The organism is Rosenbergiella gaditana (assembly GCF_018494065.1).
Taxonomy (GTDB): domain Bacteria; phylum Pseudomonadota; class Gammaproteobacteria; order Enterobacterales; family Enterobacteriaceae; genus Rosenbergiella; species Rosenbergiella gaditana.
The window spans coordinates 1-18,976 of the sequence record NZ_JABBFR010000029.1 but is presented as its reverse complement, the minus strand read 5'-3'; the positions used below and the strand labels follow the sequence as shown (position 1 = coordinate 18,976).

The window sequence follows — 18,976 nt, the reverse complement described above, 5'->3', positions numbered from 1 at the left end:
TCATAGAAATCTCCCCTGAGTTCAGGTTAGTAGAAAATTCTACTTATGAACACACCGATTTTTCGGGGGGATTACCCCAGAGCAGAACAAAATTGGATGTATTAGATAATGATGGTCTCGTAAAAAATAGGTCGTCAGGAATCAATGAAAATGAAAAGAGCAATCATTTTTTTGATGTGTTATCAAAGAAATTACAGGAAAATAAAAATGAATGAAAAAAGATCATGAGTCAGAAGATGTAATTAATTCTACCATTAGCGATATAGCATCATCACTATTTATTGTTCTTTGTGATTGCTATCCTGAATTAGCCACTACTGATCTTGAAGATATTTTTAATGAAACATTTAAGAGTAATGTGATGGTTTTTATTCAAGATTATCGTAGAAGTGTCCATGAAGGTACTGAATTTAGAACTAAGGCACAGCGGATTGCTCAAGGATACACACAACAACGATTTTTTGAAAAATTATCTTCAGCAATAGAACGAAGTAAAAGAATACGAAGAAATCGAACTAAAAATGGCATAGAGAACAATCAAGAAAATAAACGCTGAACAGGTGGAAACTTGTTTTCACCTGTGAAGGGTTGAACAAACCCACCGGGTGCGGTAGTAATTAAACTAGCAAATAGGATTGATATTATTTTAAAAAATTTTACTAAAAGGTCGTTGTGCAATTTTTATATTCAAACGCACCCCCATTTTTTAATAGAGGGTTATTAATGTTTTTTAAAAATTGATTATTTAAAAATAACGTAGAAACCATTCTGGAAATGGTTGGGCGTTAATTTTTTTTGTGCATAGTGCAGTTGGAAGTATACTATGCCCCAATCTTATCAACTAAATATAATATTATTTTTATCTATCATTTGCGAAATCAAACGGCCTAACCATAGAACTCTTATTTGCATCCAAAAAATCAGCCCACCATTGTAACATTAAGCGGCGCTGTTCAAGGTGTTTCGCTTTATGCGTGTAGGCGGCACGGACATTGTTTTTTTCCATATGGCTCATTTGAAGTTCAACCACATCTTCTGACCAGATACCTGATTCAATCAGAGCACTACAAGCAAGGGTTCGGAAGCCATGACCGCACAAGTCGGTTTTGGTGTCATAGCCCATTTTACGTAGCGCCTTGTTGATGGTGTTCTCGCTCATCGGTTTCATGGTGTCATAACAACCCGTAAAAATAAAACCGTTATTATTGCTCACGTCATAACTGAGGTTTTTTAGCTCTTCCAAAATTGCCAGTGCCTGATTACACAATGGGACGTAATGCTTCCTTCGCATTTTGGCACCACGGCCTGAATGTTTTATCTTTTTTATTACTTCACGTTGTTCTGGGATAACCCACAAGGCACTTTTAAAATCGATTTCAGACCATCTGGCGAATCGTAGTTCACTGGAACGAACAAACGTCAGGAGATTGAGCTTGATCGCCAGTAACGTTAGCCGGCTACGTCCCTGATAACCCTCAATACGTTCCAGAAGTGCTGGTATTTCTTCCAGTTCAATTGCAGGCCTATGCTCTGTCTGTGGCTTCTGTACAGCACCTTCCAGATCATAGGCAGGATTGAAGCGGATGATCTTTTGCTGAACAGCATATCGCAGGATAGCGGTAGCGTACTGTTTTACCCGCATAGCGATTTCAAGATAACCGAGTGTTTCAATCTTCTTGATTGGAACCAACAGATCACCTGTATCTAACTCACCGATATCCTTGTTGCCGATATCAGGAAACAGGTAAGTTTCAAGACGAGTCCAGACTGAGCGCTGATAATCTTCTGACCAGGTTGTTTTGGTTGCAAACCAGCTTTTGGCAACGCTTTTAAAAGCGCGGGTATTGTTACGCTTTTCAAGTGTTGTTTTGTTGTCAGCCTGTTTTTTAGCGCTGGGATCAATCCCAGAGGCTAAAAGCTTTTTGGCATCGTCGCGGCGTTGCCTTGCGTCTGCCAAAGAAACGGCAGGGTAGATGCCTATGGAAAACACCTTTTGTTTCGCTTCAAAGCGATAGCCTAACTGCCAATATTTCGAACCGTTAGGATGTACCAGCAGGTAGAGGCCGAACCCGTCAGTGAGCTTAATCGCCTTTTCAGCAGTCTTTGCATTTTTTATTTTAGTATCAGTAAGTGGCATGACGGTTTCCCCAGATTGCTGGTAAAAAGAAAATCGAACCAGCTTTACCAGCATTTTTACCAGCAAAAGGGTGTAGCTTCGAGTGTTTTTTAATAGACGTGAGTAGACAAGCTTGAAGGGTTAACCAATTGATAAAAAGTAAAAAACCAGACATCAGTAGATATCTGGTTTCTTTAAATTGGCTCCTCAGACTGGACTCGAACCAGTGACATACGGATTAACAGTCCGCCGTTCTACCAACTGAACTACAGAGGAATTGCTTGGTGCGTAATGTACGGCTTGCTGGCAGGCTTGTCAAAATAAAAATAGAGTTCGACGGTTTGACTGCCGCTTTTATCAGCAGAGTGGTGAATAACTCAACACTCTACTGAAAGGTTGGCTACGACACCGTTAACGCTGCGGCATGGAAGCGTAAATGTTCCTCGATAAAACTGCTAATGAAGTAGTAGCTATGGTCATAATCCGGATGGTAGCGGAATGTCACCGGAAGCGATTTTTCTTTACAACAGTTTTCCAGCAATTCAGTGGTGAGTTGTTGGGGATAGAAGGGATCCGCTAGCCCTTGATCAATTAAGGTAGGTGGCAGCGGGTGCCCATTCTCGGCTAACCAAAGGCTATCCCACTGTTGCCACTGAGTCGTATCGCTACCGAGATAAGTGGTAAATGCCTTCTGCCCCCAAGGAACTTGGCTTGGGGCAACAATTGGTGCAAAGGCGGAGACACTCTGGAAAAGCCCCGGATTTTTTAGCGCGACCATTAGTGCGCCATGCCCACCCATCGAGTGACCGGCAATCGATTGTCGGGCATTGGTGGGAAAATGCGAGGCGATCAGTGCAGGGATCTCTTTTGTCAGGTAATCATACATTAAGAAATGTGCTGCCCAAGGCTGTTGTGTCGCATTCAGATAGAACCCGGCCCCTTGACCGAGATCCCAGGCACTATCATCCGCGACATCTTCACCTCGTGGGCTGGTATCGATAGCGACCACCATAACACCTAGCTCGGCGGCATATCGCTGAAAACCCGCTTTAGTGATCAGGTTTTGCTCGCTACAGGTCAGCCCTGATAACCAATAAAGCACGGGGACTGGCTGGTTAGCCGCTTGTGGCGGCAGATAAACCGCAAACTTCATCTCACAATGGAGGATATCCGAGCGGTGTTGCCACACCTCTTGCCATCCTCCAAAGCTAGCGTGTCGTTCTACACGTGTCAGTGAATCGGTGGACATGTGTTCCCCTTAAAAACGAATAACGGTACGGATGGATTTGCCTTCATGCATCAGGTCGAAGGCTTGGTTAATCTCATCTAAGGTCAATGTATGGGTGACAAACGGTGCTAAATCAATCTTACCGGACATCGCCTGCTTCACCATGTCGGGTAATTGGCTACGTCCTTTGACGCCGCCAAAAGCCGATCCTTTCCAGTTACGCCCGGTCACCAGTTGGAAAGGACGGGTTGAAATCTCTTTCCCTGCGCCAGCGACACCGATAATAATGGACTGGCCCCAACCGCGGTGAGCACTTTCCAAGGCTTGGCGCATCACGTCAACATTTCCGATACATTCAAAGGTATGATCGATACCCCATTTATTCTTCTCTAGTAGGACATCTTTGATCGACTTATCATGGTCTTTAGGATTAATACATTCGGTGGCGCCAAATTGGGTCGCTAACGCAAATTTACCGGGATTGGTATCAATGGCAATAATTTTTCCCGCTTGGGCTTGGCGAGCACCTTGAATGACCGCTAAGCCGATTGCGCCCAAACCGAATACTGCCACTGAATCGCCTGGCTGAACTTTAGCGGTATTGTGTACAGCACCGATTCCAGTCGTTACGCCACACCCTAATAAACAGACCTGCTCATGATTGGCATCGGGGGTAATTTTTGCTAAAGAGACTTCTGCGACCACTGAGTATTCACTAAAGGTTGAGCAGCCCATGTAGTGATAGAGCGGTTGACCTTGATAAGAGAAACGTGTGGTACCGTCTGGCATCACCCCTTTGCCTTGCGTCTCTCTCACGGCGACACAAAGGTTGGTTTTCCCTGATTGACAGAACTCACATTCACCACACTCAGCAGTGTAAAGCGGAATAACGTGGTCGCCAGGCTTAACGCTGCTGACCCCTTCACCCACTTCAATGACGATGCCCGCGCCTTCATGACCCAGTACGACCGGAAATAGGCCCTCAGGATCTTCCCCTGATAAGGTGAAGGCATCAGTATGGCAAACGCCCGTGTGGGTATTTTTAATCAATACTTCGCCTTTTTTTGGCGCTTCGACATCGATTTCGACAATTTCTAAGGGTTGGTTGGGGGCAAAGGCGACCGCAGCACGTGATTTCATTTTAGCTTCCTTAGGGATTGAGCAGGGTAAAAGGGTAAGTGTAGTGTTGGTTCGGGTCGGCGAGAAGAGAAAATCTTCTTATACTTAACTTTAGGTGCTTTTAGCCTTCGTCTCCCACTTGCGTGGGGGGCCAATATTACTTGACCACTACATTGTTCCTGTCAGGGGGTGGAGAATGGTTCATATCTATATCCTCTTGGCGAGACCCCGCCTCAGAATGCGGTCACGCTATCGTGTTATGTTTTTCTCGAATAACGGGGCCCCGAAGCGATATTATTCCATTGCCACCCCTGTGTTTCAGGGGATGAGCTGCTGATTTCGTGCCCATCGCGTGATGGCGTCGCGTGCTGTCGGAGCGGGTCCAAAGAAGCGCTCGTGGCTGGAGACGTCCGAGATATAAAGCCCTGTTCTGAAGAACAGGAACATCTGGATGAGATCGTAACCCAGTTCTGAAAATAGCCTGACGGGCCGTGCGGCCACCCGAATCATCCACCAGGGAATTATCTGGATCTTGAGACGCTTGTTGATGACATCAGAGATGATATCGGCCAGCTCCTGCTGGTTCTTTGGACCATCACTCCAGCCGACATCGATCGTCTGGTTGACTATGTCGGTGCCAGAATAGGTTGCGGCCTTCGCCAGATAGGTGGCAAGATCATCCGTCAGTACATAGGACCACCTTGTTGCCTTATCACCCATCCCCTGGAATTTTCCCGCCTTCACGGCCTTTGCGATAAAATCGGTGCTCTGGTCGAGAAAAGAGGGCGCGCGAACAAAGACGTAGGGCACACCAGACTTTTTGATCAGGTCTTCAGCGACTTTCTTGGCATAGAAGTGAGGTACAGCGGACGCAGCTTCGCAACTCACGATGCTGAGAAAAACAAATCTACTCACCTTTGCCCGTGCTGCGGCCTCGATGAGGTTTTTGTTGCCCTGAAAGTCGGTATCGAGGCTGCCCTTCATGTAACTGTTTGCCGAGCTGACGACGACGTCAACGCCCTGCAATGCACGATCCAGCGACGCCGGATCCATCATATCGCCGCGAACCCATTCGATGTTGGCGTCCCCACCAGATGGGGCACCCTTTCGCGACATGGCAACGACGGCCGCGCTTTTCTCAAGCGCGAGTTTGTGCAGAATCTTTGTGCCGAGGAAACCTGTTGCGCCGACGATCAGGACTTTCTTTCTCGCCGGCGTGAGGGTATCCGCGACGGTCACAAGTTGCGGTGATTTAGCCATTATCTAATATCCTTTCATGAGCGGGTAGGGTTCAGTGGTTAAGGGTAGGGTAGTCGGTATAGCCCTCAGCGGTGCCGCCGTAGTAGGTTTTGGGGGCCGCAGCGTTCATCTCGGTGTTGGTCTTAAGTCGTGCGACGAAGTCAGGATTAGCCAGGACTAGCTGACCATAGGCTTCCAAATCGGCCAGTCCCGACGCCACGTCGGTGCCAATCTGCTCACGCGGACGACCAGGGCGATTGACGATCAATGATTGATGCCAGAGCTGGCGGATATCAGTAAGCAGCGCTTCGTTGCTCTGGTGCATGAGGTGCAGATAGGCAAGACCGAGCTTGTCGAGTTCGGCAACGAGGTAACGATAGAGCTCCGGCCCTTCCGAATCTTCATCAATTCCCCATATCGTCGTACCGGGAGACAGGCGGATCGCAGTGCGGTCTGCGCCGATTTCCTCGGCAATCGCTGAGGCCACTTCGATAGCAAACCGGGCGCGGTTCTCGATAGAGCCGCCATACTCATCCGTGCGCGTGTTGGAGCTTGGCGCGAAGAACTGTTGGACGAGATAAGCGTTAGCTCCATGAACCTCGATACCATCAGCACCGGCTTCAATCGCAGAGCGCGCCGCATTGCGGAAATCGACGACGGTCTGGCGCACCTCTTCGGTCGTCAACGCGCGCGGTGTGGGGATGTCCTGCATCCCTGTCATGGTAAACATGCCTGCACCCGGCGCGATTGCGGAGGGGGCCACGCCTTGGCGATGATGCGGCGTGTTGTCAGGATGGTTCATGCGCCCGGCATGCATGAGCTGGATGAAGATTTTCCCACCTTTGTTGTGGACGGCAGATGTGATCTTTCGCCAGCCGGCTAGGTGTTGAGGCGCATAGATGCCCGGTGTCATCAGGTAGCCTTGGCCGTCATCGGAGGGCTGGGTGCCTTCAGTCACGATCAGGCCGAGGCTGGCGCGCTGTTCATAATATTCGGTGGATAGCTCCCCGGGTGTACCGTCGAAGGCTGCCCGGCTGCGGGTCATGGGCGCCATGACAAGTCGGTTGGTCAGTGTGTAGCGTCCTACATGGACAGGTGCGAATACTGGATTCATTTGAATTCTCCATACGTTGACGTCTCTATCCACTATCCACCATTCCGATTTCGGGATAAATACCCTATAGTTGAAATCAGTATTCCATATATGGAGCAATAAGATGGACCATTTGAATGACATGGTGCTGTTCGTGGAGGTCGCGAGGGTCAGGAGTTTTCGAAGGGCCGCGGAGGCACTGGGCATTCCTAACTCCACCCTGTCACGCCGGATCAGTGAGTTGGAAAAGGCGATTGGTTTGAGGCTCCTGCATCGCACAACGCGCAAGATCGAGCTGACCGAGGCGGGCCAGCTTTACTATGCACGAAGCAAACATATCGTCGACGAGGTCCGGCTGGTGCATGAGCAGCTCAGCGAGATGCTTGAGCAGCCGAGCGGGATCTTGCGGGTTTCGCTACCTGTCGATTTCGCCACGCTTTATCTCGCACCGATCCTCGTCGATTTTGCCGGACACTATCCCGGCATCACGTTCGAATTCGACCTGACTCCGCGGCGTGTCGATATGGTGACTGAACCGTTCGATGTAGCGATCCGCATGGGCAAACTGGAAGAGTCGGGTTTGATCGCTCGCCTTATCGGTCGGCACTCGCGCCAACTCTATGCGTCTCCCGGTTATATCGAAGCGTCAGGAGAACCTGCTGCACCGGCGGATCTGGCAGTGCATGAATGCATTTGTATGACGAAGGTCTCGACCTGGAACTTGCAGCAAAAGATGAACAAGGTAGAGGTCGAGGTGGGCGTTCGTGGCAGGTTCACGCTCAACAGCGTTGGGATGATCCGTACTCTCGCCCTCAAACATCAAGGTATCGCACTGCTTCCCGAGAAGATTGTCGCCGATGATCTTGCTTCCGGCCGGTTGCGGCGCGTTCTTCCTGAGTGGACAGGGTCAACTGTGAGCATTTATGCCGTCACCGAAACTCGCCTTACGCCGGCCAAGACACAGCGCTTTATTGAATTCCTGTCCTCCAGGCTGATGGAAGTCTAAAAATCTCATTACAGGCTATCTGAGCCCCGGCATGGCGCAAGAGTGGCCACCGTCAACGGGCAGACATACCCCGGTGATAAATCCCGCTTCTTCAGAGGCAAGAAAAACTGCCGTACTGGCAATATCCCACGGGGAACCTGTTTTGCGCATAGGGACTGCATGACTGCGTGCTTTGACCATTTCCTTGACTGAGGAGTACTGATCCGCAATCTGTTTGTAAACCAGTGGGGTATCTATCACACCGGGCATGATTACGTTGGCACGTATACCCTGGTCTGCATACTGCAAAGCAATCGCCACCGTCGCCTGATTGACCGCTGCCTTCGATGCGTAGTAAGAAAAATAGGAGTAACCTGTCCAGCGAATTGCCGCGAGAGACGAAACATTCACAATAGCCCCGCTACCCTGCGACAGGAAATGCGGTAGTACGGCCCGGACTGTACGGTGTACCGAGCCGACATTCACATCCATTACCCTCTGGAAAGCATCGTCATCCAGTTCAATTGGGCTGCCTGCGGGGGCTATCCCCACGTTATTGTGGAGAATATCCAGGTGGCCAAAATGTTCAATGCCAGCCTTCACGGCCTGCGTGACGGCATCCGTGCTAGTCACGTCAGCTTCAATAGAAATGGACGGATAACCTTCACTACGGATCATGGCCGCGGTTTCTTCTGCGGCCTCAGCCAACCTGTCTGTGGCGATAACTGCAGCTCCCGCCCGGGCATAGGCGATAGCTGCAGCGCGGCCGTTACTCATTTCACCTGCAGGGCCACCTGCTCCAAAAACAATAGCAACTTTACCTTCAAGACGATTTTTCATGAACTTAATCCTTTTTAAGACGTGAGCGCTTAGAAAATACCTGCCGGCTTATGCCTCCAGGATACCTGCTGCGATAAAGCCGCCGTCGACGGCAAGCAACTGACCCGTTACGTAACGAGCCTCTTCGGATGCAAAAAATGCGACAGCGGAGGCAACTTCGGCGGAAGTACCGTATCGTTTCATGGGGACCTGCCGAAGATAGGCCTCCTTCGCAGAAGAAGAATGATTACCGGCCAGGGCTGTCTGTATAGGCCCCGGAGCAACGGTATTTGCCGTAATCCCGTAAGCGGCGAGTTCGACAGCCAACTGACGCGTCAGGCCAATAAGTGCCGTCTTAGAGGTCCCATAGCCGACTCGCCCCACACCGGCGCGGATACCGCTTGTGGACGCAATATTGATGATCCTCCCCCAGCCGTTGCGTTTCATCAGCTCTGCAGCATGTTGAGCAAGAAGGAAGGGGCCAGTCACGTTGATATCAAGAGTGGTTTGCCATGTATCTACCGGAAAATCTTCAAACGGAAGAAGCTTGGCCATACCGGCATTATTAATCAGGTAATCGCAACGGCCAAATTGCGTTTCAATCTCTGCAAAAAAGGCTGCAATGCTTTCGCTGTTTCCGGCATCAAGCTGGTGCGGCGTGGCCGTATAACCCCGGTCCTTGAGTTCAGCGGCGACCTGCCTTGCTGACTCCATATTCAGGTCGGCAATAACGGTATGGATGCCGGATGCTGAAAGCTTTTCAGCGACAGCGCTGCCAATGCCCCCAGCACCCCCCGTGATGACGGCAACCCTGATATTTTCATTTTTCTCTGTTTTACGGACATTAGTCATTGTTACTCCAAATTTTTATATACGTATATCGAAGACGCGGTTGCAATACGCCGGGCAGAGGGTATTCATCCTTCTGCGGTCCTGATATGTTCGTCCGCGTTTTCATAGTTAAGATCGGCATCAAGAAACACGCTGTCCGTCGGCAGATGTAAATCGAACCGGTGATAAAGCTGAATTTCCAGCTGACCCTGTTCAATCTCAATATCCATTACATGGCCACCGCAGAGTTTCTCTTCATCTAGAAAGTGTATGTGGATGCCCGCAACTGAAGTTCCTTGGTATTGAGGAGGCGTCCAGAAGCCAAGAATTGTGCCACGCATGTCGGAATGAGTGACTTCGGTTTGCTCCTTAAGCACTTCCACGAGTGGAGGATAGGGAGGTGTCAGGCCTGACGGAGGTTGTCGGATTTTGACTGCACTAAAGGTGCCTGTAAGGCGAAATCCGATAAAGAGATTGGACGTTTGAGCCTGCTCAAGCAGAATCTCTGTCAGTCTTTCTTTATCTTTGATGTGCGTGACAGGAAAGTAGATGGAGGGTTCAAACCAGGCCATCTGTGCAAAGGCGACCTTTTCATCCTGCCCCATCAGCCGTGGCTGCCGGTCTGCCGGCGCGACATAACATTCTCCGTTATTTATCAGCATTTCCCCCTCCATAGTATCCGGGCACCCGATCCCGAAATTACCATGGCTGCAAATGTGACTTACCGGAAATAAGCCGTCATACAGTCCGACCAGCAGGGAATTAACCGTCGAAAACTGCGTAATTCCTGATTTTAGCGATATATTATTTTTCAAGGTCCTGTACTCCTCTCAAACAGATAACGCTAATCTAGTCCCTTAGGATTAGGGTGTATAACGATAAGAATTAACTCCCAGGTTTATTTCTGCTTAACCTGGGATCTGTTATAGTATCAATCCCAATGTTATGACATGCCTGACTCTGCAAGGAGGGTAAGCGACTGAACGGTCAGGGCTGACCCGTTGCTAGAATAACTTCATTCAAACTGGATAAACCTGTGACACGATTTCCCGTACATCTCAACAGCCTTGAAGTCTTTGCTGAAGCTGGTCGTTACCAGTCTTTTCGCCGGGCAGCAGAAAATCTTTCTCTGACAACCAGTGCGGTAAGCCAGTCCGTCCGGAAACTTGAGGAGCGCCTAGGCGTCAAACTGTTTTTGCGGACGGGCAACAGCGTCACGCTCAGCCCGGAAGGCATTTATTTGCTGCGCGAAATTGAGACCGGATTCAGATACATGCGAAACGGACTTAATATGCTACGTCATCAGAAGGTTAAACCTCTATCCATCAGTTCTCCGCCTGCCATTGCTGCGCTTATTATGCCGGTAGTACAGGAACTTATGTCGCTTGATGCTTCTGACCTGCAGCTGGTTTCCGATGAGAATCCTGATTACGTGGCTTACAAAAACTACGATATTGCGGTTTTGTATGGTCATGAAGCAGCAGGGCAGGCGGAACTGGTCAGCCTAGGGCCGGATGTTTTTATACCGGTCTACACCCCGGAAATTGCTGAGAGAGTGTGGATATCCGGGGAGAATATAACGGTGCCTTTACTGATCAACGAAACAGCAACTGTCAGATGGGAGCACTGGCTGAAACTCAACAATCTGTCAGCTCCGGAAAGCAAGCGACTGCAGTTCAACCGCGCCTCTCATATCATTTCAGCGCTTTTGGACGGCGTGGGGATGGCGCTGGAGTCGTTACGTCTGATGTCTCCCTATATTCAACGCGGGGAGTTGGTCTGCTGGCCGCTCGGTGAAGCAGTGGCTATCCATCGCGAGCTGACTTTTCTGTATGTGACAGATGATCCCATCAGGCGCGCGCATGCACTTAAGGTGGCGGAGCTGATAATCGAACAGTGTTCGACAAATGAGGTCGGATTATTACGAAAGTATGCTGGCGCGTAGAAGCAGAAAAATTGTAGTATGAATACCTCCATTATAAGTTAAGTGTTTGACTTTTTAATTATTCCTAATATGCACATATTATCCCTTGAACATCAGTTTTATGTGAAGTTAAAAATTATCACGCCCTATCCTCTCTGCAATTATCCCCAAGACTGAACAGTGCTGATTAAAAGAGTGAGTAGGAATGAATTAAAGCCAATAGTTATTATTTCAAACAGTGAGCTAAAAAAACGAGCGACCTGAAATTTCCCAGGCCGCATATAAGTCAAAAAAGATCTGATTTCACAAAACGTAATGAATGTGCTTTTTGCCATGATACGGCGAGATATCAATTCTGGTTTCAACCCGAAAAACATCCCACAGAAGTGACTCTGTCAATATCTTCTCCGGTGTTCCTCTGGCAACGACTTCGCCTTGTTGCATAACAATCAGTGCATCGCAAAACATGGACGCATGGTTGAGATCGTGGATAGCTACAAGGCTGGTCACCGGTAATTCGCTGATCAATTTCATCAGCTGTAACTGGTGGTGAATATCCAGATGATTTGTCGGTTCATCCAGCAGAATTTCGGTGGGTGACTGCGCCAGTGCTCTGGCGATGTGTACGCGCTGGCGCTCGCCTCCGGACAGACTCTGCCAGCCCTGATCGCTGCGATCAAGCATACCCACCCTTTCCAGCGCACCATTGACGGTTTCATCATCGTGGGTGTTCCAGTTAGAAAAGGGTGAGTGGTGGGGGATGCGACCCAGTTTTACGACATCCCGGACGCGCATATTCGCTTCCGTCATCCCGTGTTGCTCTACGAAGGCAATGCGGCGAGCCAGTTGCTTTTTGGCAATCTGAGAGATGTCCTTTCCATCCAGCGCGACAGATCCGGAGTGAGGGCGGCGTAATCCTGCCAGGAGGCGCAACAGTGATGATTTCCCCGAACCATTCGGGCCAAGCAGACCCACGGTTTCGCCAGGGTTAACCCTAAGAGAAACGTCGTTGACGATGATTTTTTTCCCTACCTTCCAGGTCACGTTTTCAGCGCTGATACTCATCACTTACTCCTCGAACGGTAGATAATAATGGCAAAGAACGGCACGCCAACTAATGCAGTGACAACGCCGACAGGCAAGCTTTGCGGAGCAATCAGGAGTCGGGAGGCAATGTCCGCCAGCACCATCAGGATGGCGCCCGCTAACGCGCTGGCAATCAGTAAGACCCGATGCAAGGGGCCAAAGAAGAATCGCATAACGTGGGGAACAACCAAACCGACAAAGCCAATGGAACCCGCCATACTGACAATGGTTGCGGTGATAAGTGCGGTGATGGTGAACAGGACAAGCCGAACCCGGGGGACCGAGATACCCAGCGAGGCCGCAGCATCGTCACCAAATGTAAACGCGTCCAGAGCGCGGGAATAGTAGAGGCAGACAGCTAAACCCAGCATGACGATGACCAGCACTAACTGAAACTCCGGCCACCTTACTCCGCTAAAGCTTCCCAGCAACCAAAACATCACGTCGCGTGCCTGCTGCGCGCTGGCGGACGTACTGATAGTGTAAGCCGTGATCGCGTTGAAGAGCTGCGAGGCGGCTACGCCAGCCAGAATGGTGCGATCGTTGCCGCCGCGCGCGCCGTTGCTGAGAAAGGTCACAAAGGCAAAGGCCGAGAAGGCCCCGGCAAAGGCTCCCATGGAAAGGGAGATTGACCCGGTGCCGATGCCGAGCACGACCACAGACACCGCGCCGGTTGAAGCTCCGGCTGAAACACCCAGCACATAAGGCTCTGCCAAGGCATTTTTCAGCAGGCTTTGCAGTACCGCACCACAGATTGCTAGTCCGGCACCACAGCAGGCAGCAACCAGGGCTCTGCTCAGACGAAAATCCCAGATGACGCTTTCATAAATGCGACTCAGCGGGATATCGGTCATCCCGGTTTTATTCCCGATAGCCTGAAACACGCTGCTCATCGGGATAGATAGCTCGCCGACGCTGACTCCAAAGGCAATCACCAGCACTAAAATTAGCACTGAGAGAACACACGACGTGGTCAGGATAACCCTCTGTCGTGTGGGGTGAACTGCTGAGGTCATTCATTCAGCCCCTTTTTTTTGAGCTGCCCGGCAATTTGTTCAGCGCCGTAAAGGGTACGGATCGTCGGGTTCATCGCCTGCCCATCCATCACAACAATATGATTTTTTCGCACGGCGTCCAGTTGGCTGATGGCAGGATCGCTTTTGAGAAATTTGATTTTTTCCTGAGCGTTATCAAGCGCCCAGCGGTTACGGTCGAGGTTTGAAACCACAATCACATCTGGGTTTGCAGCAATAATGCTTTCCCAGCCCACGGTCGGCCATTCAGTTTCCGATGTGATGGCGTTATGACCACCTAACACGTTGGCGATAAAACCGGAGGCGCTGTTTTTGCCGCCAACATACGCATCTGCGGCAGGCGATGCGCTGGAAAACCAGAAGACAAAAGCGAGATCTTTATGATTTTTACTGAATTCCTTACGCAGTCCTGCTTCCCGATTTTTGAAGTCGGTGATGAGCGCCTGCCCGCGATCCTCAACGTTGAAAATAGTGGCGAGATCCTCAATTTCTTTATACAGAAAAGTCATGTCCCACAGCTTCTGGCGACTGCCATACATATCACCCGTGTCTTTTTGGGTCGCACACATGCCCGGAGACATATAGCTATTTACGCCGACGGCATCGAAATCTGCTCTTTTCGCTACTTTACTTTCCGGCCCCAGCAACAGGGGTAATTGTGCGGGGACAAAATCAGGATCCTGGGCCAGGATAGATTCGAGCGTTGGAATTTCTACCGTTAGGGTTTTAACTTTGGCATTTTTTTCAGCCAGTTCCGGCAGGACTTTCGATGGCCAGAATGCGCTCGCGATGATCTTATCCTGTAAACCTAACAGCAGCAGAATTTCGGCGGTGTTCTGACCCAAGGCGACAACACGCTCAGGCGCTTTTGTGAAAGTGAGTTTATACCCGCAGTTATCAATCGTCACCGGGTAGGTCGTCGCGAAAGCGGGGATGACCGAGGCGCACAGCATTCCTGCCGCGCAGAGGATTCTTTTCATCTGACACATTCCTTTACTGAAATCGTTTACTTCAATTATGTTATAGTCACTGGCAGTAATGATAATGAAAATTATTCTTGATGCGAAACTTATTTATGCCTGGAGAAGCGATTATTCTGCGAGGTTAAATTCGTCAGCATAAAAAAGAGTTTTCACATACAGTGGGTCTCGGGCACTTAATGGTGAGCCCGTGATGAAGGTGTGGAACCGCAGTGGGCCGCACGAACGCCAGGTGGGTGATGACGTCCCGCTTATGAAGAGCAACTCGCCTCGTACAATCCCACCGGGCAGGCTGATGACATGAACCAGATGACGGCAGGGATTCAGATATTAGGCATCCCGACCTCAGATTCTTCCTTGTCTCGGTTATGTTTTATTCTGTGCCGCAATCCAGCCTGCCAGAGTCAGCAGGTCTGGCTGTCTTGTCCTCAGTGCAGGAATGTCTGCCTCGTAACCGGTTTCGCCGAACCACTCGAACATTCTCCGGATATCATAGGGAAGCGGCCGCAGCAGCAGTCGGGGAACCGGGAAGGGAAGTCCGGCCTGCCAGCCGTGAGATCTGAACGTTGCGACGATCTGCGCGCGTGTCAGCGCGTCGCCTGCGATTTCTTCATCCCTGCCGATAAAATCGCCTGGACTGGCGAAGGCCTGCGCCACGTACTTGCCGATGTCGGCTGTTGCAATCATCTGCAACGGTTTTTCTCCCGGCACATAGCTACGCAGCAGGGCAATCAGTACGGCACGCATACTTGATTTGAGGAAGTTGTCCATAAAGAACACCGGTCGCACGATGGTTGCAGGAATGCCCGCCTGACGGATATGTGCCTCGACGCGCCATTTGCTTTCGAAGTGAGGCACGCGTGACTGACGGTCAGCACCGCCGACAGAAGCATAGATGAGATGTTCAACGCCGGCAGCACGCGCGCTGTCAGCGACTGAAATGCCTCTGCGGGTTTCCAGCTCACCGCCTCCTTCAGAGGCCTGTACTGAATAAACACCGTATGCGCCTTTGAAGGCCTGACGCACTGAGTCGGGCTTGTCTATGTCCGCTGCAACGACCTCGACGCCCCTGGCAGCCAGCCGGCGTGCCGTGTCGGAGTCGGGGTTTCTGGAAAGCGCACGTATCCGCCAGCGTCCGTCGGTGATAAGCGCGCGGGTCACAGCGCCTCCCTGCTGTCCGGTAGCACCCAGCACAACGATGGTTTTTTCAGTCATAATAAGAGAGGCCTCTTGTCCTGTGTTAGTATGGGGAACAACTGTTTTGTTAGTATTAATATCAGCTGTTTTATAAGATGAGACAAGTAGGATGAAAAATCATACCGGTATGAAAAATAATACTCATGTGCCTGATGACAAGCCATGTGCACCCACAGAAACCGAACTGAATGAATTTCGACAGGCCTTAAGCATGCTGATGGGAAAATGGAAAATCGAGATCCTGTGGATACTGCTTTCCGGTCCGTTACGATTTGGCGAAGTCCGTAAGGCACTATCCGGCATTACGCAACATATGCTGACCGCCCAGCTCCGGGCGCTGGAAGCCGATCGGCTCATCACCCGGACATCCTATGCAGAAATTCCGCCAAGAGTGGAGTATGCCCTCACCGAAAATGCCCTTGCCCTTAAACCCGTGTTTGTTGCGCTGACAGAATGGGCACTGGCAATACAGGGAGCGGAAGAAAAGCGTTAGCAGCGCACTGCGAGACTTACTTACCTAATGAGGCAGGACTGCCCCGAGTTGCTTCTCGGGCGTCGAACACTTCTCTGGCCGCATCAATATCAGCGATGTGCCTGCCTGCCCATATTCCCAGCCCAATGACCGGCTCAGTCAGTGAATGACCAAGCGGGGTCAGTTCATATTCCACGTGTGGCGGCATCACGGCGATAACCGTACGTTTGATCAGGCCGTCCCGCTCGAGACCTTTCAGGCAGAGGGTAAGCATTCTTTGTGATATTCCATTGATGGCACGCTTGATTTCGCTGAAACGATGCGGTCCGTTTGCGAGGAGCATGATGATCAGTATGCTCCACTTCTCTCCGACACGGGCCAGCACCTGACTGATTTTCGGGCAGTCTACATTGTGTAAATCATGAGATGGGTCAGTCATATTTATGATACCGGGTTACCTGTATGTGCCTTATTGCCTGTAATGAACGATAGTGGTTACATTATTAGCCTCAGTCACAATACTATACTAAGGCAGGCTAACGATGAAGATCCTTCATATCGATTCCAGCATTCTGAACGAACAATCCGTCAGCCGTCAGCTTACGGCGTCCATCATCAGACAACTGAGCGAACGTCATGGCGACGTTGACATCATCCAGAGAGATCTGGCCGACGAGCCCATTGGCCATCTTTCCACCGCTGAATTTCTCGCGTTTCAGGGTGTAGAGCCGCAGAGTGACGTGGCAAAAGAGGATACCGCCAGAAACGCCAGCGTCCTGAACGAATTCCTGACGGCCGACGTCATTGTTATCGGTGCCCCCATGTACAACTTTTCTCTTCCCTCACAGCTCAAAGCTTGGCTTGACCGGCTTTCGGTGGCGGGAAAAACCTTCCGCTACACGGAAAACGGCGCTGAGGGGCTGGCTGTAGGTAAGCGCGTGATCGTGGCTTCCACACGCGGTGGTCTGTACGGGGAAGGTTCGCCCGCCGCCTTTCTCGAGCACCAGGAAAGCTATCTGCAGGGATTTTTCAGCTTCCTCGGCATCACTGATATTACGTTTATCCGCGCCGAAGGCCTCGCCCTGGGAGAAGAAAGCGTTAAAGCTGCTCTCGACAGCGCGCAGTCTGAAATCGGCAGGCTTACGGCCTGATTGCTGAAACCTTAAAGAGAGATGCATGAAATGAAGAAGAGTTCTGTAACAACATCCTCAGGAGCGTCCCGCACAGTTAGCGCGGTATCCTGGAGCCTGAGAATATTCGCAGCAGTGGCATTTCTCGCTGCGGGCGGTGCCAAGCTTGCGGGCGTGCCTATGATGGTTGAGATTTTTGAGCATGTTGGCCTGGGCCAGTGGTTCCGTATCGTAACGGGGCTGGTCGAAGTCAGCGCGGCTATAGCCCTGCTGATACCTGCCATCGCAGGGCTGGGTGGGTTGTTGCTGGCGGTCACTATGGTATTTGCTGTTCTGACCCATCTGTTCGTTATTGGCGGCAGCCCCTTACCGGCCATCGTGTTGCTGCTGATCACGGCGGGTATTGCGTGGCTCAATCGTACCACCATTCTGCCACTTAATCGTTCCAGCCAGATGCGCGTGAATTTAAGGGAGTCGAAACTATGACCCTAACCTCGTCAACACACCCGGATAATAATTTGCCCCGGCGAATTGCGGAGCAAACGCGGGGAAGCACAGGCCACGGACCTATTATCCGCCTGATGAGCCCTTCCGATCTGGGTCAGATGCTCAAACCTTTCGTGTTCCTTGATATCTTTGACGTCAGTGGTAATGCCATTCATGCGATGTCAGATATGCCTCTGCATCCGCATTCGGGTATTGCCACCGTAACGGTGTTTACTAAAGGCAGGGTACGTTACAGCGATCCGGACAACGGTCAGGGAACGTTGGGTTATGGCGGTGTCGAATGGATGCGGGCTGGAGGAGGGGTCTGGCATGGCAAAGAGCTGACTGCCGAAGAAGTACCTCGTATTCAGGGATTCCAGCTATGGATTGCCCTGCCTGAAGAACTCGAAAATAGTGAGCCAGAAAGTCGCTATATCGAGTCGGTGGGTGATAATGAAGGGCAACCTTTCCATGTCATTCTCGGCCATTATCAGGGCGTGCAGAGTCCGGTCCCCGCGCCGGAAGGGGTTAACTATCTGCTGGTCACGTTAAAGGCCGGAGAGCACTGGACCTATAACCCACCCGTTGGGCACACTGTCGGATGGCTCGCGCTTGCCAGCGGAGAGCTGGATGCCGGAGGTGTTATCCAGGCGGGTGAAATGGTGAGTTTCGATACCAGTGAGGCACCCGTAACCCTGCAGGCATCGGGTCAGGAGGACGCAGTATTCGTGCTGGGTTCAGCCGTTCCTCATTCGTACCCGCTTCACCTTGGGCATTACTCTGTGCATACCAGCGCGCAGGCGTTGGAACGGGGTGAACAACGCATAACTGAGCTGGGCAGAAAGTTAAAAGATGCGGGGGATCGCCGTACTGAATCAGGAACCGTTCCGGTATTTCGGTAACGGCTTGCTATCTTATCGGCGTGCACGCCTGCTTTTGCCTTATATGCCACCAGGGTTTGACGGGCAACATAACCCTGCAGGGCTACAGGTTATGTTACTGACTGCATTTAACCATATCTTGCGCGGTCAGCTTACATTCCGGCATTGGCCCGCAAGTTGCTGCACGAATAACCGGATGTTAGCGTACCCCGGCAGGAATTTTTCCTGCCGTTTTCTTTATGGGGGGAGCCCCGCATGGTGCTGGACATTTGGCTCTACATGTAGTGGTCAAGTAATATTGGCCACGGTTTTACAGTAAAAATGATATCTCTTCTCTGACTCTTCCGGCGTCAGGC

21 protein-coding genes and 1 tRNA gene are annotated in these 18,976 nt (G+C 50.8%); 8 read left to right on the top strand and 14 right to left on the bottom strand.

What is annotated here, in order from left to right; genetic code table 11:
- Positions 1-215, top strand: a 215-nt coding sequence (locus HH682_RS14405) for a hypothetical protein (RefSeq protein ID WP_214238214.1), incomplete at its 5' end; no start/stop codon positions are given.
- On the top strand, positions 212-556 hold the full coding sequence (locus HH682_RS14400) for a hypothetical protein (RefSeq protein ID WP_214238213.1): 345 nt from the start codon (positions 212-214) through the stop codon (positions 554-556). The genes HH682_RS14405 and HH682_RS14400, both read left to right, overlap by 4 nt.
- 303 nt (positions 557-859) lie before the next feature.
- Here the strand turns inward: HH682_RS14400 and HH682_RS14395 are convergent, their stop codons facing one another.
- The 6 genes from HH682_RS14395 to HH682_RS14370 form a co-directional block, all read right to left on the bottom strand.
- Complete coding sequence (locus HH682_RS14395) at positions 860-2,137, bottom strand: tyrosine-type recombinase/integrase (RefSeq protein ID WP_214238212.1); 1,278 nt, start codon at positions 2,135-2,137, stop codon at positions 860-862.
- A gap of 179 nt (positions 2,138-2,316) precedes the next feature.
- Positions 2,317-2,392 (bottom strand) — tRNA-Asn (locus HH682_RS14390).
- Between the two features lie 124 nt (positions 2,393-2,516).
- Complete coding sequence (gene fghA, locus HH682_RS14385) at positions 2,517-3,350, bottom strand: S-formylglutathione hydrolase (RefSeq protein ID WP_214238216.1); 834 nt, start codon at positions 3,348-3,350, stop codon at positions 2,517-2,519.
- A gap of 24 nt (positions 3,351-3,374) precedes the next feature.
- The gene (locus tag HH682_RS14380; RefSeq protein ID WP_214238211.1) at positions 3,375-4,484 is read right to left on the bottom strand and encodes an S-(hydroxymethyl)glutathione dehydrogenase/class III alcohol dehydrogenase; all 1,110 of its coding nucleotides are present in this window, start codon (positions 4,482-4,484) and stop codon (positions 3,375-3,377) included.
- Between the two features lie 297 nt (positions 4,485-4,781).
- Complete coding sequence (locus HH682_RS14375) at positions 4,782-5,723, bottom strand: SDR family oxidoreductase (RefSeq protein ID WP_214238210.1); 942 nt, start codon at positions 5,721-5,723, stop codon at positions 4,782-4,784.
- 31 nt (positions 5,724-5,754) lie between these two features.
- Positions 5,755-6,816 carry an alkene reductase gene (locus HH682_RS14370; protein ID WP_250318717.1) on the bottom strand — a complete coding sequence of 354 codons (1,062 nt, stop codon included), beginning with the start codon at positions 6,814-6,816 and terminating at the stop codon, positions 5,755-5,757.
- 103 nt (positions 6,817-6,919) lie between these two features.
- On the opposite strand from HH682_RS14370, the gene HH682_RS14365 reads away from it, so the two are divergent.
- Positions 6,920-7,801, top strand: coding sequence for a LysR family transcriptional regulator (locus HH682_RS14365; protein ID WP_214238208.1), 882 nt, complete (start codon positions 6,920-6,922; stop codon positions 7,799-7,801).
- Positions 7,802-7,816: 15 nt separating this feature from the next.
- On the opposite strand, the gene HH682_RS14360 is transcribed toward HH682_RS14365, so the two are convergent.
- From HH682_RS14360 to budA, 3 genes are all read right to left on the bottom strand, one after another.
- Positions 7,817-8,557 carry an SDR family NAD(P)-dependent oxidoreductase gene (locus HH682_RS14360; RefSeq protein ID WP_214238207.1) on the bottom strand — a complete coding sequence of 247 codons (741 nt, stop codon included), beginning with the start codon at positions 8,555-8,557 and terminating at the stop codon, positions 7,817-7,819.
- A gap of 111 nt (positions 8,558-8,668) precedes the next feature.
- Positions 8,669-9,451: an SDR family NAD(P)-dependent oxidoreductase gene (locus HH682_RS14355; RefSeq protein ID WP_214238206.1), complete on the bottom strand. Its 783-nt coding sequence runs from the start codon at positions 9,449-9,451 to the stop codon at positions 8,669-8,671.
- Positions 9,452-9,516: 65 nt separating this feature from the next.
- The gene (gene budA / locus HH682_RS14350; RefSeq protein ID WP_214238205.1) at positions 9,517-10,245 is read right to left on the bottom strand and encodes an acetolactate decarboxylase; all 729 of its coding nucleotides are present in this window, start codon (positions 10,243-10,245) and stop codon (positions 9,517-9,519) included.
- 221 nt (positions 10,246-10,466) lie between these two features.
- On the opposite strand from budA, the gene HH682_RS14345 reads away from it, so the two are divergent.
- Positions 10,467-11,375: a LysR family transcriptional regulator gene (locus HH682_RS14345; protein WP_214238204.1), complete on the top strand. Its 909-nt coding sequence runs from the start codon at positions 10,467-10,469 to the stop codon at positions 11,373-11,375.
- A 282-nt stretch (positions 11,376-11,657) separates the two neighbouring features.
- Here HH682_RS14345 and eitC read toward each other — a convergent pair whose 3' ends face one another.
- From eitC to HH682_RS14325, 4 genes are all read right to left on the bottom strand, one after another.
- Positions 11,658-12,419, bottom strand: a complete 762-nt coding sequence (gene eitC / locus HH682_RS14340; protein WP_214238203.1) for a siderophore ABC transporter ATP-binding protein EitC — start codon at positions 12,417-12,419, stop codon at positions 11,658-11,660.
- Positions 12,419-13,456, bottom strand: a complete 1,038-nt coding sequence (locus HH682_RS14335; RefSeq protein WP_214238202.1) for a FecCD family ABC transporter permease — start codon at positions 13,454-13,456, stop codon at positions 12,419-12,421. The genes eitC and HH682_RS14335 overlap by 1 nt, the downstream gene beginning before the upstream one ends.
- Positions 13,453-14,454: a siderophore ABC transporter substrate-binding protein EitA gene (eitA, locus tag HH682_RS14330; protein WP_214238201.1), complete on the bottom strand. Its 1,002-nt coding sequence runs from the start codon at positions 14,452-14,454 to the stop codon at positions 13,453-13,455. Before eitA ends, HH682_RS14335 begins: the two co-directional genes overlap by 4 nt.
- A 366-nt stretch (positions 14,455-14,820) precedes the next feature.
- Positions 14,821-15,669 (bottom strand): NmrA/HSCARG family protein, encoded by an 849-nt coding sequence (locus HH682_RS14325; RefSeq protein WP_214238200.1) that lies wholly within the window; start codon positions 15,667-15,669, stop codon positions 14,821-14,823.
- Between the two features lie 91 nt (positions 15,670-15,760).
- On the opposite strand from HH682_RS14325, the gene HH682_RS14320 reads away from it, so the two are divergent.
- Complete coding sequence (locus HH682_RS14320; RefSeq protein ID WP_250318716.1) at positions 15,761-16,144, top strand: winged helix-turn-helix transcriptional regulator; 384 nt, start codon at positions 15,761-15,763, stop codon at positions 16,142-16,144.
- Positions 16,145-16,160: 16 nt separating this feature from the next.
- Here HH682_RS14320 and HH682_RS14315 read toward each other — a convergent pair whose 3' ends face one another.
- Complete coding sequence (locus HH682_RS14315; RefSeq protein WP_214238199.1) at positions 16,161-16,562, bottom strand: winged helix-turn-helix transcriptional regulator; 402 nt, start codon at positions 16,560-16,562, stop codon at positions 16,161-16,163.
- Between the two features lie 103 nt (positions 16,563-16,665).
- On the opposite strand from HH682_RS14315, the gene HH682_RS14310 reads away from it, so the two are divergent.
- Genes HH682_RS14310 through HH682_RS14300 form a run of 3 tightly spaced genes read left to right on the top strand, consistent with a single transcriptional unit; the run spans position 16,666 to position 18,641 of the window.
- Complete coding sequence (locus HH682_RS14310; protein ID WP_214238198.1) at positions 16,666-17,274, top strand: FMN-dependent NADH-azoreductase; 609 nt, start codon at positions 16,666-16,668, stop codon at positions 17,272-17,274.
- Positions 17,275-17,304: 30 nt separating this feature from the next.
- Positions 17,305-17,739, top strand: coding sequence for a DoxX family protein (locus tag HH682_RS14305; RefSeq protein ID WP_214238197.1), 435 nt, complete (start codon positions 17,305-17,307; stop codon positions 17,737-17,739).
- Positions 17,736-18,641, top strand: a complete 906-nt coding sequence (locus tag HH682_RS14300) for a pirin family protein (protein ID WP_214238196.1) — start codon at positions 17,736-17,738, stop codon at positions 18,639-18,641. The genes HH682_RS14305 and HH682_RS14300 overlap by 4 nt, the downstream gene beginning before the upstream one ends.
- The last annotated feature ends 335 nt before the right edge of the window (positions 18,642-18,976 follow it).

Coding starts and splice junctions, on each gene's coding strand:
- HH682_RS14400 (WP_214238213.1), top strand. CDS start 212: ATGAAAAAAGATCATGAGTCAGAAGATGTAATTAATTCTACCATTAGC.
- HH682_RS14395 (WP_214238212.1), bottom strand. CDS start 2,137: ATGCCACTTACTGATACTAAAATAAAAAATGCAAAGACTGCTGAAAAG.
- HH682_RS14380 (WP_214238211.1), bottom strand. CDS start 4,484: ATGAAATCACGTGCTGCGGTCGCCTTTGCCCCCAACCAACCCTTAGAA.
- HH682_RS14375 (WP_214238210.1), bottom strand. CDS start 5,723: ATGGCTAAATCACCGCAACTTGTGACCGTCGCGGATACCCTCACGCCG.
- HH682_RS14370 (WP_250318717.1), bottom strand. CDS start 6,816: ATGAATCCAGTATTCGCACCTGTCCATGTAGGACGCTACACACTGACC.
- HH682_RS14365 (WP_214238208.1), top strand. CDS start 6,920: ATGGACCATTTGAATGACATGGTGCTGTTCGTGGAGGTCGCGAGGGTC.
- HH682_RS14360 (WP_214238207.1), bottom strand. CDS start 8,557: ATGAGTAACGGCCGCGCTGCAGCTATCGCCTATGCCCGGGCGGGAGCT.
- HH682_RS14355 (WP_214238206.1), bottom strand. CDS start 9,451: ATGACTAATGTCCGTAAAACAGAGAAAAATGAAAATATCAGGGTTGCC.
- eitC (WP_214238203.1), bottom strand. CDS start 12,419: ATGAGTATCAGCGCTGAAAACGTGACCTGGAAGGTAGGGAAAAAAATC.
- HH682_RS14335 (WP_214238202.1), bottom strand. CDS start 13,456: ATGACCTCAGCAGTTCACCCCACACGACAGAGGGTTATCCTGACCACG.
- eitA (WP_214238201.1), bottom strand. CDS start 14,454: ATGAAAAGAATCCTCTGCGCGGCAGGAATGCTGTGCGCCTCGGTCATC.
- HH682_RS14325 (WP_214238200.1), bottom strand. CDS start 15,669: ATGACTGAAAAAACCATCGTTGTGCTGGGTGCTACCGGACAGCAGGGA.
- HH682_RS14320 (WP_250318716.1), top strand. CDS start 15,761: ATGAAAAATCATACCGGTATGAAAAATAATACTCATGTGCCTGATGAC.
- HH682_RS14315 (WP_214238199.1), bottom strand. CDS start 16,562: ATGACTGACCCATCTCATGATTTACACAATGTAGACTGCCCGAAAATC.
- HH682_RS14310 (WP_214238198.1), top strand. CDS start 16,666: ATGAAGATCCTTCATATCGATTCCAGCATTCTGAACGAACAATCCGTC.
- HH682_RS14305 (WP_214238197.1), top strand. CDS start 17,305: ATGAAGAAGAGTTCTGTAACAACATCCTCAGGAGCGTCCCGCACAGTT.
- HH682_RS14300 (WP_214238196.1), top strand. CDS start 17,736: ATGACCCTAACCTCGTCAACACACCCGGATAATAATTTGCCCCGGCGA.